Below are 13,738 nucleotides of genomic sequence, written 5' to 3' on the forward strand. Positions count from 1 at the left end.
GTAAGGCGTTTAATTTACAGTATCATATTCAATAATGTAAATATCTTCATTTGGCCTTTTCATATAATATTGTTGCCTTGCAAAGCTTTCTAGTTCAAAAGAATCGTCCAGACTTTCCATAGTTGCTTTGTCTTTAGCGATCTCTTTTTTGTAATATTCTTTGTTGGTATTAAGCTCGTCTACCTTTTGGTTGAGTTCTCGCTGAATGTACCATGAGTTACTATCTAAAAAAAGCATCCAGAAGGTAAAGATCAGAAGCAACAGAACGTATCTATTACTAATGATTTTGAACCATCTTTTTTGTCTAAGCTGCTTTAGATTCATAGTTTTTAAAGATACAAAATTAACCCAATCTCTCTTTAATGATGGTTTGAACGATATCTACCGCCACCGTATTGTATCTATTGGTAGGAATTATAATATCTGCAAATTCTTTGGTTGGCTCAATAAATTGTTGATGCATAGGTTTTAATGTTGTCTGGTAACGCCAAAGTACTTCTTCCAGATCTCTACCGCGATCATTAATATCTCTTTTTAGTCTTCTAATTAGACGCTCATCACTATCTGCATGCACGTATATTTTAATATCGAACATATCTCTGATGTCTGTATGAGTAAGAATCAGAATTCCTTCAACTATGATTACCTTTTTTGGCTGTGTAGTCACTGTCTCACCTGTACGGTTATGATCTTTAAAAGAATATACAGGTTGTTCGATGGTTTTGCCTGCTTTCAGATCTTTTAAATGAGAGACTAAAAGATCAAAATCTATAGATTTTGGATGATCAAAATTTATCTTTTTTCGTTCCTCCATTGGCAGATGGCTGGTATCCTGATAATATGAATCTTGAGAAATTACATCAACTTCATCATTATTCAATTCATCTAAAATTTGTCTAACCACGGTAGTTTTACCACTTCCGGTTCCACCAGCAATTCCTATAATTAACATAAATACTAAAATTTATGGGCAAAGTTAATTATTACTTTTAAAAGCCGGCCTTTGGATTTTAATTTAATGGTAGTATGTAGAACTTTTTTTTCTTACTCTTTCACAGCTTTTACTTCTTCTAGAGTGATAGGGTTATCGTTGGTATTTCCCCAAGAACTCATGGTATAATTAAGCACGTCTGCTACTTCCTGATCTGTAAGACCCATTGGGGCCATTACGTTATTATATTCTACATCATTTACTACTATAGGCCCATTTAAGCCATATTTAACCGCATGTATACTTTCAGCTCTTTTTTCTGTTAACCAATTAGAGCCGTCTAGTGGTGGAAAGCTACCAGCAATACCTTTTCCTGATGGTAAGTGGCAGGTAGCGCATAGATTATTATAAACTTCTTTTCCCTGTGGATATTCATTTTGAGTGGAAGTAGTTGTAGATTTAGGTTTGTCTCCAATTACTATTTTTTCTGTGTTATCATTCTTATTCTCGTCTGATTTGCATCCAACGATCAATACCATTATAAAAAGACTTAATATTAATCTCATTTTTCAGTTTTAGTGGTTTTTACTTCTATTAATTTAATAATTCCTTTTCCCTCTACGGCGGCATAAATGTATCCGTCTGGCGCTTGGCGAACATCGCGAAATCTTCCTAGATCTTCAAAAAGTTTCTCTCTTTTAACAACTTTTTCACCTTCTAGTATATCCAATTCAAGGTATTGAAATTTTAATGATCCTACCAATAAATTTCCTTTAAGATTCGGATATTTATCTGAAGTGATAAATGCCATTCCGCTAGGAGCAATAGAAGGTACCCAATAGTAAATTGGCTCTTCTATTCCTGGTTTGGATGTTTCTGAAGTAATACTAGTGCCGTTATAATTTTTACCATAAGTAACTACTGGCCATCCATAGTTGGCTCCTTTTTTAATGATATTTATTTCATCTCCACCCATAGGCCCGTGTTCATGCTCCCAGATCTCTCCAGTTTCCGGATGTAAGATTAAACCTTGTGGATTTCTATGCCCATAGCTATAAATAGCAGTTTTTGCATTATTTTGACCAACAAATGGATTATCATTTGGTATGGATCCATCATCATTAAGCCTATATATTTTACCGTTATCTCTGGTAATATTCTGAGGATTGATATCTCTTTCTCCACGCTCTCCTGCAGAGAAGTAAAGATATCCTTCATTATCAAAAGCTATTCTCGAGCCAAAATGTTGTCCTTTAGTAGTGTTTGGGGAAGCTTTGTAAAGGACTTCTTTATTTGTAAGCTTATTTTCGCTTAATTGAGCACGCATAATTGCGGTATTACCTCCATCTCCTTCACCTTCTGAAGAGGAATAAGTAATGTAGATCCACCCATTATTTTTATAATCTGGATGTAGTACAATGTCTAATAAACCGCCCTGCCCTCTAACATACACCTCCGGAACGCCAGATACGGCTACTTTTTTACCATCCTTAAAATGTATCAACTCGCCACTTTTTTCTGTAATGAGCATACTTCCATCCGGTAAAAATGCTATTCCCCACGGAATTTGAAGTCCGTCTACCACCATTTCATAGTCATAATAATAGGAGGAAGGGGTAATACTAGTATCCTTTTGTGCGCACGCAGAAAATGCAATTAAAAGAAGGCTTAAAAACGAGAATTTTAAGTATTTCATAAATTTATTTTGTGTTGAAGTTACTAAAAAACTACCTATAGAGCTGTGAAACAAGTGTTAAGGCACTTTAGATATTTTTTGATTTTTCTTTGCACTTTGTAGGTACATTAAAAGTTATTCTTATATTTGCACCCGCTATGACGATAAGCTTTCATTGCTTATCACAAAGATAACCTTCGGGGTGTAGCGTAGCCCGGTTATCGCGCCTGCTTTGGGAGCAGGAGGCCGCAGGTTCGAATCCTGCCACCCCGACCAAATAAAAGCCTTGAACATTTGTTCAGGGCTTTTTTGTGTATATAAATCTTCCAAACATAGAAGATTATATTTATTCTTCCTTTATTAACGGAAAGGCTCCTTTAGTCACAAATTGATCATCTGGTTTAAAATCTTTGCTATTTGTAATAACGGTAAAACCGTTATAAACATCTCCTAATTTTACCTCACGACGTTTAAACACATAGCCACTATCTGTTCTGTCTACTAAAATCAGAACATAGTTAGTATTATCTAGAGACACTATACTCTCTGTAGGAAGCGCTTTTGCCTTCTTTTCAGCTGTTTGGATCTGAGCTTCTACAAACATTCCGGTAGCAAATTTATTTTTTAAACTTTCATCTTTAAAATGCCCATGCACCTTCACTGTTCTTTTTTCACTATTAATAGAAGTTCCTACCAAATGAACTTCTCCTTCTATGGTATCATTATTTGCCTCAGGAATGCTGAATTTTATTTCCTGATCTTTTTTGATATTCATCAGATCTTTTTCAAAAACATCTAGCTCTATATGTAAATGATCTCTATCTATAATTTGCATTAAATTTTGAGCTGCAGAAACATACATTCCATTATTGATATTCATTTCTGTAATACTCCCTGTAATAGGCGAATAAATTCTAATTTGAGAAGAAATAGAACCTTTTTCTATGGCATCAGGAGACAAATTTAACATTTGTAACTTTTTGCGAAGCGCTTGGTATTTAGCCAAATTTCTTTTGTAGTCGCTTTCAGCTTTTAGATAATTCTTCTCTGAAGTTATATTTTCTTCTATGAGCGTTTTTTGACGTTCATACTCAGATTTCAAATATTTCATCTGCTCCATAGCATCTAAATAATCTTGTTGCATCTGAATGTACTCTGGATTTTCCAAACTAAGCAGAAATTGTCCTTTTTTAACCGAGTCACCAATAAGCAGTGGTGTCTGTCTAACATATCCATCTGCAAAGGAGCTAATGACCGCTTTATTTTCTGGTGGAACATCTATAACTCCGGTAGCAGCTACACTAACAGGAAAATATTTTTCAGTAAGCTTATCAATTTTCATATTGCTCCCATCAAATTGAGCAACGCTTAAAGTTATTTCTCCTTTCTTAGCAGTGCTTTCACCGCTATTAACGTCTTTAGGCGTTTCTTCATTATTTCCGCACGAATATATTGCCGAGACTATAGTGAGTACTAGAAGATATCTTTGAATATTAATATACATGGGCAGAAGTTATAAGGTTAGGTAATTTAGTTGAAGCACCGTTTTATTATATGCATTCAAATTTTCATAATAAGTAAGGATGATAGCATAAGAGTTTTCTAAACTTTGGATGTATTCAAAAAAATCTATCTCTCCATTTTTAAAGCTCATAGTAGCAGTTTTAATGATTTCCTTAGAAAGCTCTTTTCCTTCGCTTTCGTAATAAGAAAGTGCTTGTTCATGTTTATTCATTTGCTGCAACAGCTGGTTATATTCAGAATTTAATCTGTTCTCGTAATCTTTGGCATCTTGAATAGAAGCACTTTTTGCAAAATTTGCTGCTTTTATTTTTGAAGAATTTCCAAAGAATAAGATAGGTATATGTATTCCAACCTGATATCCTCTTAAAGGATCTTCTACCATATCATTATTAAATTGAAAATAATTTAGACTAATATCTGGCAATAACTGTTGTTTCTCCAATCCGGCTTGAGCCTTAAAATAATCAGTTTTATTGCGATACAGATCGATCCCAGGATTACCTTCAATCCCCAGATTGTCTAATGCCACTTTATCTAATTTCCAGGTTTGAATAATAACGTCCTTATCTGTATTTAATAATGGTTTAAGTTTCTCATAAGAGATATTAAGTTCATTTTGTGCTTGTTTTAGTTGTGTCTCTAACTGTTTCTGTTTAGATCTGGCGGTGATCTTTTCTAAATAATTAGTTTCTCCAAGTTCAAACCTTCTCTTGGCAGCATATGCAAACTTTTGGTAAAGACTATCAAGATCTTTGTAAGCTGAAATTTTAGCATTTTCATACTGAAGCTGATAATAAACCTCAGCAACCTGCTGTTCTATTCTAAGTTTTTTAAGCTGAAAAGAACTTTGTGCTTCTCTAAATTGAGCTTTACGAACTTTTTTTCTGGCAAGATAAACCGTAGGGAAATCGAAGAACTGTCTGATTCCAATAACGTTCAGAGATTTATCTAAAGCTCTGTTACTTTCATCTTTTCCAAAATACCCTTCGGTTTTATCAAAAGTAAAGGCAGTACCAATTAAAGCGTCAGATTCATTAATTCTTAGAGAAGATGCTTTTAGTCCAAGATTATTTTCAAGAGCAATTTCTTTAAGATCTTGAACATTTTCTATAGTTATTACTTGAGTCTCTTGAGAAAACGCAGAAAATCCGAAAAGTAAAAGGATAACACTAAGTGGCTTTATCTTTAAATTTTTAGTATCTGCTTCTTTCTTCTTTTTTTCTTTGCTGAATAGAGAATATATCACCGGCAACACAATTAGTGTTAACAGGGTAGAAGTGATTAATCCACCAATAACAACAGTTGCAAGTGGGCGTTGAACTTCTGCTCCCGCTCCAGAAGATACCGCCATCGGTAAAAATCCTAAAGCAAAAGCAGAGGCGGTTAAAAGTACAGCACGTAATCTATTCTGTGCACCATTTACAATTAGGTCATCGTCATTTTTCATACCGTCTTCCCTTAGTTCTTTAAAATGTTCTATCAATACTATTCCATTTAGTACAGCGATCCCAAATAGTGCAATAAAACCAACACCGGCAGAAATGCTAAATGGCATGCCACGTGCCCACAATAATAAGATGCCGCCTACGGCTGCTAATGGTATAGCAGAAAAAATCATCAATGCTTCTCTAATTGTTCCAAAAGCGAAGTAGAGTAGGATAAATATAAGTATCAGGGCAATGGGTACTGCTACCTTAAGTCTTGCAGTGGCGCTTTGTAAATTTTCAAATTGACCTCCATACGTAATAGTATATCCCGGAGGCAGGCTAATATTAGGTTCTACAATTCCTTTTATTTTATCTACTACTGTTTGAAGATCACTATCTCTAACGTTTACACCCACTACAATACGTCTTTGTGTATTATCTCTAGAAATTTTTGCAGCTCCTTTTTGATAGGTTATATCTGCAAGTTCGCTTAGCGGAATTTTCGCTCCAGATGGCGTATCTACATACAGATTCTTTAAGTTAGAAATATCCTTCCTACTTTCCTTTTGAAGCCTTAGAACCATATCAAAACGTTTTTCTCCCTCAAAAACACTCCCTGCGGTTTCTCCGGAAAATCCCATAGTTATTACTTTGTTGAGATCTGCGATATTAAGGCCATATCTCGCAATTTTCTCTCTATTGAAATTTACATTCATTTGAGGAAGTCCCACAATTTTTTCAACCGTTATATCTGAAGCTCCTTCTACATCTCTAATCAGGTTTTTGATCTTCTGAGCTTTTGAGTTTAAAATATCTAGATTTTCTCCAAAGATCTTAATGGCTATATCTGCTCTCACTCCCGTTATCAATTCATTGAAACGCATCTCTATAGGCTGAGTGAATTCTATTTCCATTCCAGGTATTATTGCCAGCGCTTCTTTAAATCGTTCTGCAAGTTCATCTTTGGTTTTAGCTGAAACCCATTCAGATTTAGGCTTAAGAGATATTATAACATCACTTTCTTCCATAGACATAGGGTCTGTAGGAACTTCTGCTGCACCAATTCTACTTACAACTTGTTCTACTTCAGGGAAACTATCCAGAAGAATATTTTCAATTTCTGTGGTAGTTTCTATTGTTTTACTCAAAGAAGTTCCTGTTTTTAGTACAGGCTGAATTACAAAATCCCCTTCATCTAATTGCGGAATAAATTCACCTCCCCTACGGCTGAATATATATCCGGAGAATATTAGGAGAGCAATAGCAATACCTAATACAAGTTTCTTTTTATTTAAGGCCCAAATGATGGCAGGTTTATAACTTCGATTTAAAAATTTTATAAGTCTCACAGAAATATTCTTCTCAGACTGCTCCTTAGATCTTAGAAAGAGAGCAGAAGCCACCGGAACGTATGTTAAACACAAAATCATTGCACCTATTAATGCAAAACTGAAGGTAAGTGCCATAGGTCTGAACATTTTGCCTTCCACACCCGTTAAAGATAGAATTGGAATAAAAACGATTAGAATGATAAGTTGCCCGAAAATAGCAGAGTTCATCATCTTTGAAGAACTATTAAAGGTGACGCGATCTTTAAGATTTTTTAGTTCTTGTTTTCCTAAATTTTCATATTCTTTATGTTTTTTCGTGATCTCAAAGGCCGTAAATTCTACAATAATAACGGCTCCATCTATTATAATACCAAAATCTATAGCCCCTAAGCTCATCAAATTTGCATCTACTCCAAAGATGTACATTAAAGAAAGTGCGAATAGAAGACATAGCGGTATTACAGATGCCACTACTAAACCAGAGCGAAAATTACCTAATAGTAATACCACAACAAAAATTACGATAAGGCATCCTACAATAAGGTTTTCTGCAATGGTAAAAGTAGTTCTTCCAATTAATTCACTTCTATCTAAGAAAGGCTTAATCACTACCCCTTCAGGTAGCGAAGTAGCAATCTCTGAAACCCTTGCTTTTACATCTTCTATTACCTTGTTAGAGTTTGCTCCTTTTAACATCATTACTTGCCCAAGTACGGTTTCTCCTTTTCCGTTGGCTGTAATGGCACCAAAACGGGTGGCTTGACCAAATCCAACTTCAGCTACATCTTTTATAAAAACAGGTATACCATTATCATTCTCCACCACGATATTTCTAATATCATCTAAAGAGGATACGCGTCCTTGTCCCCGTATAAAATAAGCTTGATTTACTTTTTCTATATATCCACCACCTGCAACGCTATTGTTATTCTCTAATGCACTAAATATCTTCGATATAGAAATATGCATTGCATTCAATTTTTTTGAATTGATGGCAACTTCATACTCTTTTACATAACCTCCCCACGCATTGATTTCTACCACACCTCTAATGCCAGAAAGCTGCCTTTTTACCAACCAGTCTTGAATGGTTCTAAGATCTTCTGCAGAGTAACGGTCTTCAAATCCTGGCTCGGTATCTAAAGTATATTGATAGATCTCACCTAATCCGGTAGTGATTGGCCCCATTTGTGGCTTACCAAAACCTTCGGGAATCTTTTCTGAAGCCGATTTAATTTTTTCTGCAATAAGTTGTCTTGGGAGATAAGTGCCTAGATCTTCTTCAAAAACAATGGTAACTACAGATAATCCAAATTTAGAGACCGATCTAATTTCTTTTACTCCGGGCAAGTTCGCCATTTCCAGTTCTACAGGATAGGTAATATATTGTTCCATATCTTGAGTAGAAAGATTCTGGGAAGTAGTAATTACCTGTACTTGATTATTGGTTACATCTGGTACAGCACCAATAGGAATTTGAGAAAGCGAATAGATCCCAAAACCAACAATGAAGATCGTAAAAAGCAAGATTATTAGCTTGTGTGAAATACTAAATTTAATGATACGATCGAGCATAGGAATATTTTATCTAAGTCAAATATAGACCTGATCTCTAAGTTAAGAGAAATTTCTAGCTTAAGATTGGCTTAAATAGTATTTTAAAACTGGTGCCTCCTTCTAATTGGCTTTCTAATTCTATTTTAGCACCAATAGCGTCTGCAGATTTTTTAGCAATAGATAATCCAAGTCCGTTTCCTTTAATATGCTTATGTTGCAACGCATTAGATCTATAGAAGCTATTAAATATTTTCTGAATATCTTCTTTTTTGATACCTATCCCATTGTCGGTAATAGTACAAATTATGGCTTCCTTTCTTGCTTCTAGAACTATAGATATAATTCCATTTTCATAAGAGTATTTAACGGCATTTTGAATAATATTATCTAGAATTAGATGTGCGTTATATCTAGGTACAACATAATCTCGATTGGTTTGAAGCTTTAATTTAACCTGTAGATTCTTATGCTGAATTGCTTCTTTGTTTTTATACACTATTTCATCTACCAAGGTAGAAAGTAAGGTTACATCTTTAGACTTGTACTTTCCTGAAATAGGTTGACTAAAAATTAAACCTTTTAGCACTATACCTAATGAAAGAACAAAATGAACACTGTCGAAAAACTTCCTACAAAAAAGTAGGGTATGATCTTAAGCTAGTTATTATTGATCAGATCCAGAATGCACAAATCTCTATCAATCATGCTTCCGATAAATATGAGGTTTCCAGAGCTTCCATCTATTATTGGTTGAAAAAATACAGTACTTTAGAACAAAAGAAACAAGGGATGAGCAAGAAAGATGAGATCAAGAAACTCAAAGAAAAAATAGAGGAATTAGAGTTTGTAAAAGACTTCCAACAAGACATTATTGCTGACATGGAACTTATTACCGGAGTTGATATGTCAAAAAAGTCATTGCCCAAAACATTAGCAGACGAGATCGAAAAAAAGAAGCAAAACCGTTTAAAAGAAAATGGTTGATCCAATGTTTTGGGGTTTCCAAACAAGCTTTTTATAAGCGCTTAAAATCTCATCAGAACAGGCAAACAGAGCAACAGCTAATTATTCGACTCATCAAAGAGTATCGGAGTCAGTATGGACTGCGTACCGGTGGAATTAAACTGTATCAGGAATTAAAGGCTGATATGGACAGACTCGGTATTAAAATAGGAAGGGATAAATTCTATCGAGTAATGCGAATGAATAACCTGCTCGTTCCTAAATTAAAGCGGTTCCATATCACAACCGATTCAAAACACCGGTTCTTTAAATACAAAAACCTCGTAAAAGACAAAGTTCCCACCAGGCCGGAACAACTTTGGGTAAGCGATATTACCTATATCAAAACGCAGAACGGACACAGTTACTTGGCATTAGTCACAGACGCCTATTCTAAGCAAATTATGGGTTATAAATTGGCAAGCCATATGAAGACATCACTTTGCATCGATGCGCTTAAAATGGCCATTAAAAACAGGAAATACAAGAATCAGAAACTCATTCATCATTCAGATCGTGGAATTCAGTATTGCAATCCCCAATACACCAGCTTTACTGAGGAACATGGAATACAAATGAGCATGACCGAGAAATACGACCCATACGAGAATGCCATGGCTGAGAGAATCAACAGAACCCTTAAATATGAATATGATTTAAAACGGACTATAAAAAATACTAACTTAGCGAAGAAGATGGTCAAACGAGCTGTTGAGATTTACAACAACAAAAGACCTCATTTTAGTCTCAAATTGAACACCCCTAACTTTGTTCATTTGAATCGAAATGTAGACTATCATTCCTACAAAAGGAACAAACAAAATTTAGAATTATTAACCATTTAAATTGTCGGAAATTGAATCAAAAATGGTCAACCTATTTCAGTATAATACAACTCGGAAATGGTAGGAGCGTCCATTCTAGCTAAAGTGAGTAGTTGGTCCAAGGTAAAGCTCATAGTATCTATAACTCCTAGACTGTACTCTATTTTTTCTACGTATTCGGCGGCACTGCGTTCTTTTTGAATTAGCACTTCTAGATTTCCTCTTAATGAAGCTAATGGTGTACGGAGCTCATGAGAAGCGTCTGATGTAAATTGGCGTTCTCTCTCTATAGTTCTTTCAATTCTATTTAAGAGTTCATTTATGGCCGATGATAGTTCGTGTAGTTCATCTTTTTTCTGAGGTAAAGCTACTCGGTCATTTAGATTATTTCTGGTAATTTTATTAGTTGTAGCAATTATAGATCTTATGGGAGCAATACTTCTACCGGCAAGAAAGCTAGAGATGAAAAATAGACCAATAATTATTAGAGGGTAGAGAAGTAGTAAGGTATTTCCAAGATTTCTAATTACTCTGGTAGAACCTTCCAAAGACATTGCCGCAACCACGTATCCTTTTAAAACATCATTTTTCTCTATTGGCAATTGTACCTGGCGTATTGGCTCATTAGATAGGATTGTATTAAAATGCTAACCGGCTTTTTGATTTGCTGAGGTTGCTAATTCCTTATCTTTAAGGTTTGGAGACTTGTCAAATAATTTTCCGTTTGTTCCTGATAGCTGAATAAATACAGGATTAACCTGAACTTCTACATGTTCGCGTTCTTCCAATTCCTCTTTATTAGAGAAATAAATACTATCATTAGAAATAGTGATCTCCTGGGTATGCTTTTGGATCTCAAAGTTCAGATCTTTATCTAGATTTGCGTAAACAGTACTTTTAACTACAAAAAAGATCACCAAAAAAACCAGTCCAACAATAAGGGCAGTGGCAACTATATAATGATAAGCGATCCTATTTTTAAAATTTAGTTTCATTCTGCTTTTTGTAACTTATCTAAGATCTAGGTTCTTTAATAATATATCCAACCCCGCGAATGGTCTCAATTAAATTGTTTTGGACATTTAAATTAAGTTTCTTTCTTAATGAATTTATATAGACATCAATAACGCTAGAATCATAATCAAAATGAATATTCCAAACCTTGCGGATGATCTCGGTCCTCTCGCAAACTTTACCTTTATGCTGAAGTAAATATTGAAGCAGTTCAAATTCTCTTTGAGTTAGGTGTACTTCATCTATATCATTATAAACTTGATGGGTGGAAATATTTAAAACTATTTTTCCTACAGTTAATTTATGTTCTTCTTTAGCACCTTTTCTTAATTGAACCTTAATACGTTCTAGTAATTCTTTAAAATGAAATGGTTTTTTGATAAAATCATTGGCTCCGCTTTTCAAGCCTAGAACGGTTTCATCTACTGTATCTTTCGCGGTTAAAAAGATAATTGGTGTTTCTTTATCATGATTTCTAAAATTACTACAGATCTCAATGCCGCTCATACCGGGAAGCATCCAGTCTAGAAGCAATAGATCATAATTCTTGGCAAGTGCCAATTCTAATCCTTTGCTGCCATCATCGGCTACCTCTACGGTAAAGCCATTTTCCTCTAATCCCTGTTTCACAAAATTGGCAATACCAACTTCATCTTCTACAAGTAATAATTTCATCTTACAAATTTTAATTTTTATTCTTTAATAGCTCTTAATAAATACCTTAAGATTCAATTAAGATTTAAAGGAGGAATATCATATTTATATTATTCTATCGCTCATAATTTGGTATTATCTCTATTTTATAGGAAGTTTCAAAAAGATCAAGGTTCAACTAAAGATCGGTTTTTAAAAATCTCATTAGAACTTTTATTTAAGCGAGATTTACTCCAAAAAAATAACCTACAACAGCCGTTAATCCCATGGCAACAGTACCCCAAAAAGTTATTCTAAGAACAGCTTTTGCAATATTAGATCCTCCAGCTTTGGCGGCTAAGGCCCCCAGAATTATCAAGAAAATAGTGGCAAAACCATACAAGTAATACTCCATAGATTGAACCGGTAGAAAAAGAACTACTAATAATGGTAGCACGCCACCTACGGTAAAGGAGGCTCCAGATGCAAAAGCAGCCTGAATTGGTTTTGCTTGGCTTATCTCATTAATTCCCAATTCATCTCTAATATGGGCGGCCAGTACATCATGCTCGGTTAGCTCTTTGGCTACAATTAGTGCGGTATCTTTTTTAAGTCCTCTTTTTTCATAGATCTCTGCAAGGCGCTGCAATTCTAATTCTGGAGTTTCTTCTAATTCTATTTTTTCTCTGGCGATATCTGCACTTTCCACGTCGGTTTGTGAGCTAACAGAGACATATTCTCCGGCAGCCATAGAAAGTGCACCTGCTACCAATCCTGCCAACGTGGCCAGAATAATAGGCTCTCTTAAGTCGCTGGCAGCTGCTACCCCTATGGCTAAACTTGCAGTAGAAAGAATACCATCATTTGCACCCAAAACTGCCGCTCTTAACCAATTACTTCTATGTATGTAATGATTATCCAAATAGTCGTCTACTGTTTCGCTCATCGGTATGCCTTATTAATGTTAAGTTTGAATTATGAAAATAAGAGGTGTTCCTATTTTTACTGAAGATAATTAAATAAATCCAACAAGATTAGTATTTAATAGCAGCTTAGAAATAAGATATGTTCTAGATAGCACGAATAATTTTATTCTAAACTTTTAAGTTGATTCAACAAGAGTTTAGTCTACTATATATTTAGAAATATAAATTCTTATATTTATAAAAATGAACGGCACTTCGGGCTGGTTCTATAAAACATAATAACATGAAAAATTTTATAACATTAATAGCAGTTTTAATTGGAATCTCCGGCTTTTCTCAAGATAAAGAAAGAACTAGTTTACCAGTAGCTATTCAAATTAAAACCGCTGTACTCGCCGCTCCAGAAGATCAAAGAGAAGGAGCAATGGTATATGGATATAGCGAGAGTGGAGAATTAGAGGTGCTTAGAGAAGGATCTAATTATATGGTTTGTATAGGAGATGACCCTTCCAAAGAAGGAATTCAGGTTACCTGTTATTCTAAAAAGTTAGAGCCATTTATGGAACGAGGAAGAGCGTTAAAAGCTGCAGGGAGATCTGAAGCTGAAAAAAGACAAATTAGAGCAAAAGAAGCTGCAGATGGAAGTTTAGAGATGCCGGATGCTCCAAGTGCCTTATTTGTTCTTAGCGGTTCTGAAGAAAATTACAATAAAAATACGGGTGATCTAAAAGATGGTAAATTTAGATATGTAGTTTACATTCCTTATGCAACTGCAGAATCTACAGGTTTGCCTATAAAGCCAGAAGCTCCGGGAATGCCATGGATCATGGATCCGGGAACTCATAGAGCACATATAATGATTTCTCCAATTAGTAAGAACTAAGTTTAAGAACT

General features: G+C 34.8%; 14 protein-coding genes and 1 tRNA gene. 4 read left to right on the forward strand and 11 right to left on the reverse strand.

The features are described from left to right. Positions 1-9 precede the first annotated feature (9 nt). The 4 genes from BLT84_RS10895 to BLT84_RS10910 all read right to left on the reverse strand — a co-directional run bounded on the left by BLT84_RS10895 (position 10) and on the right by BLT84_RS10910 (position 2,627). Positions 10-324 carry an FtsB family cell division protein gene (locus BLT84_RS10895; protein WP_034891600.1) on the reverse strand — a complete coding sequence of 105 codons (315 nt, stop codon included), beginning with the start codon at positions 322-324 and terminating at the stop codon, positions 10-12. A gap of 19 nt (positions 325-343) precedes the next feature. Further along, positions 344-952, reverse strand: coding sequence for a uridine kinase (udk, locus tag BLT84_RS10900; protein ID WP_034891603.1), 609 nt, complete (start codon positions 950-952; stop codon positions 344-346). 92 nt (positions 953-1,044) lie between these two features. Next, positions 1,045-1,497 carry a c-type cytochrome gene (locus BLT84_RS10905; RefSeq protein WP_091265597.1) on the reverse strand — a complete coding sequence of 151 codons (453 nt, stop codon included), beginning with the start codon at positions 1,495-1,497 and terminating at the stop codon, positions 1,045-1,047. Continuing rightward, entirely contained in the window at positions 1,494-2,627 is a 1,134-nt protein-coding gene (locus tag BLT84_RS10910) for a PQQ-dependent sugar dehydrogenase (protein WP_091265601.1), read from the reverse strand. Before BLT84_RS10910 ends, BLT84_RS10905 begins: the two co-directional genes overlap by 4 nt. A 177-nt stretch (positions 2,628-2,804) precedes the next feature. Between BLT84_RS10910 and BLT84_RS10915 the strand changes: the two genes are divergently transcribed. After that, positions 2,805-2,882, forward strand: a tRNA-Pro gene (locus BLT84_RS10915). 70 nt (positions 2,883-2,952) lie between these two features. Here the strand turns inward: BLT84_RS10915 and BLT84_RS10920 are convergent. The 3 genes from BLT84_RS10920 to BLT84_RS10930 are packed head-to-tail and all read right to left on the reverse strand — an operon-like array spanning position 2,953 to position 9,031. Further along, a complete protein-coding gene (locus BLT84_RS10920) occupies positions 2,953-4,110 on the reverse strand; it encodes an efflux RND transporter periplasmic adaptor subunit (RefSeq protein ID WP_034891695.1) in 1,158 nt (385 codons plus the stop codon). A gap of 9 nt (positions 4,111-4,119) precedes the next feature. Continuing rightward, positions 4,120-8,463, reverse strand: coding sequence for a CusA/CzcA family heavy metal efflux RND transporter (locus tag BLT84_RS10925; protein ID WP_091265604.1), 4,344 nt, complete (start codon positions 8,461-8,463; stop codon positions 4,120-4,122). 55 nt (positions 8,464-8,518) lie between these two features. Beyond that, positions 8,519-9,031 (reverse strand): sensor histidine kinase, encoded by a 513-nt coding sequence (locus tag BLT84_RS10930; protein WP_157717931.1) that lies wholly within the window; start codon positions 9,029-9,031, stop codon positions 8,519-8,521. An 8-nt stretch (positions 9,032-9,039) separates the two neighbouring features. Between BLT84_RS10930 and BLT84_RS10935 the strand changes: the two genes are divergently transcribed. Together BLT84_RS10935 and BLT84_RS10940 are read left to right on the forward strand one after the other, a co-directional pair. Then, complete coding sequence (locus tag BLT84_RS10935; protein WP_091265612.1) at positions 9,040-9,429, forward strand: transposase; 390 nt, start codon at positions 9,040-9,042, stop codon at positions 9,427-9,429. Further along, complete coding sequence (locus BLT84_RS10940) at positions 9,426-10,292, forward strand: IS3 family transposase (protein ID WP_091265615.1); 867 nt, start codon at positions 9,426-9,428, stop codon at positions 10,290-10,292. Before BLT84_RS10935 ends, BLT84_RS10940 begins: the two co-directional genes overlap by 4 nt. Before the next feature lie 26 nt (positions 10,293-10,318). Here the strand turns inward: BLT84_RS10940 and BLT84_RS10945 are convergent, their stop codons facing one another. The 4 genes from BLT84_RS10945 to BLT84_RS10960 form a co-directional block, all read right to left on the reverse strand. Then, positions 10,319-10,873, reverse strand: a complete 555-nt coding sequence (locus BLT84_RS10945; RefSeq protein ID WP_157717932.1) for a histidine kinase dimerization/phospho-acceptor domain-containing protein — start codon at positions 10,871-10,873, stop codon at positions 10,319-10,321. A 45-nt stretch (positions 10,874-10,918) separates the two neighbouring features. Further along, a complete protein-coding gene (locus BLT84_RS10950) occupies positions 10,919-11,266 on the reverse strand; it encodes a hypothetical protein (protein WP_091265622.1) in 348 nt (115 codons plus the stop codon). Positions 11,267-11,285: 19 nt separating this feature from the next. Further along, positions 11,286-11,960: a response regulator transcription factor gene (locus BLT84_RS10955; RefSeq protein ID WP_091265625.1), complete on the reverse strand. Its 675-nt coding sequence runs from the start codon at positions 11,958-11,960 to the stop codon at positions 11,286-11,288. Between the two features lie 196 nt (positions 11,961-12,156). After that, positions 12,157-12,864, reverse strand: coding sequence for a VIT family protein (locus tag BLT84_RS10960; protein WP_034891703.1), 708 nt, complete (start codon positions 12,862-12,864; stop codon positions 12,157-12,159). Positions 12,865-13,127: 263 nt separating this feature from the next. Between BLT84_RS10960 and BLT84_RS10965 the strand changes: the two genes are divergently transcribed. Beyond that, on the forward strand, positions 13,128-13,727 hold the full coding sequence (locus BLT84_RS10965) for a hypothetical protein (RefSeq protein ID WP_091265629.1): 600 nt from the start codon (positions 13,128-13,130) through the stop codon (positions 13,725-13,727). Positions 13,728-13,738 lie beyond the last annotated feature (11 nt).

The organism is Gillisia sp. Hel1_33_143 (assembly GCF_900104765.1).
Taxonomy (GTDB): Bacteria; Bacteroidota; Bacteroidia; order Flavobacteriales; family Flavobacteriaceae; genus Gillisia.

Coding starts and splice junctions, on each gene's coding strand:
- BLT84_RS10895 (WP_034891600.1), bottom strand. CDS start 324: ATGAATCTAAAGCAGCTTAGACAAAAAAGATGGTTCAAAATCATTAGT.
- udk (WP_034891603.1), bottom strand. CDS start 952: ATGTTAATTATAGGAATTGCTGGTGGAACCGGAAGTGGTAAAACTACC.
- BLT84_RS10905 (WP_091265597.1), bottom strand. CDS start 1,497: ATGAGATTAATATTAAGTCTTTTTATAATGGTATTGATCGTTGGATGC.
- BLT84_RS10910 (WP_091265601.1), bottom strand. CDS start 2,627: ATGAAATACTTAAAATTCTCGTTTTTAAGCCTTCTTTTAATTGCATTT.
- BLT84_RS10920 (WP_034891695.1), bottom strand. CDS start 4,110: ATGTATATTAATATTCAAAGATATCTTCTAGTACTCACTATAGTCTCG.
- BLT84_RS10925 (WP_091265604.1), bottom strand. CDS start 8,463: ATGCTCGATCGTATCATTAAATTTAGTATTTCACACAAGCTAATAATC.
- BLT84_RS10935 (WP_091265612.1), top strand. CDS start 9,040: ATGAAAGAACAAAATGAACACTGTCGAAAAACTTCCTACAAAAAAGTA.
- BLT84_RS10950 (WP_091265622.1), bottom strand. CDS start 11,266: ATGAAACTAAATTTTAAAAATAGGATCGCTTATCATTATATAGTTGCC.
- BLT84_RS10955 (WP_091265625.1), bottom strand. CDS start 11,960: ATGAAATTATTACTTGTAGAAGATGAAGTTGGTATTGCCAATTTTGTG.
- BLT84_RS10960 (WP_034891703.1), bottom strand. CDS start 12,864: ATGAGCGAAACAGTAGACGACTATTTGGATAATCATTACATACATAGA.
- BLT84_RS10965 (WP_091265629.1), top strand. CDS start 13,128: ATGAAAAATTTTATAACATTAATAGCAGTTTTAATTGGAATCTCCGGC.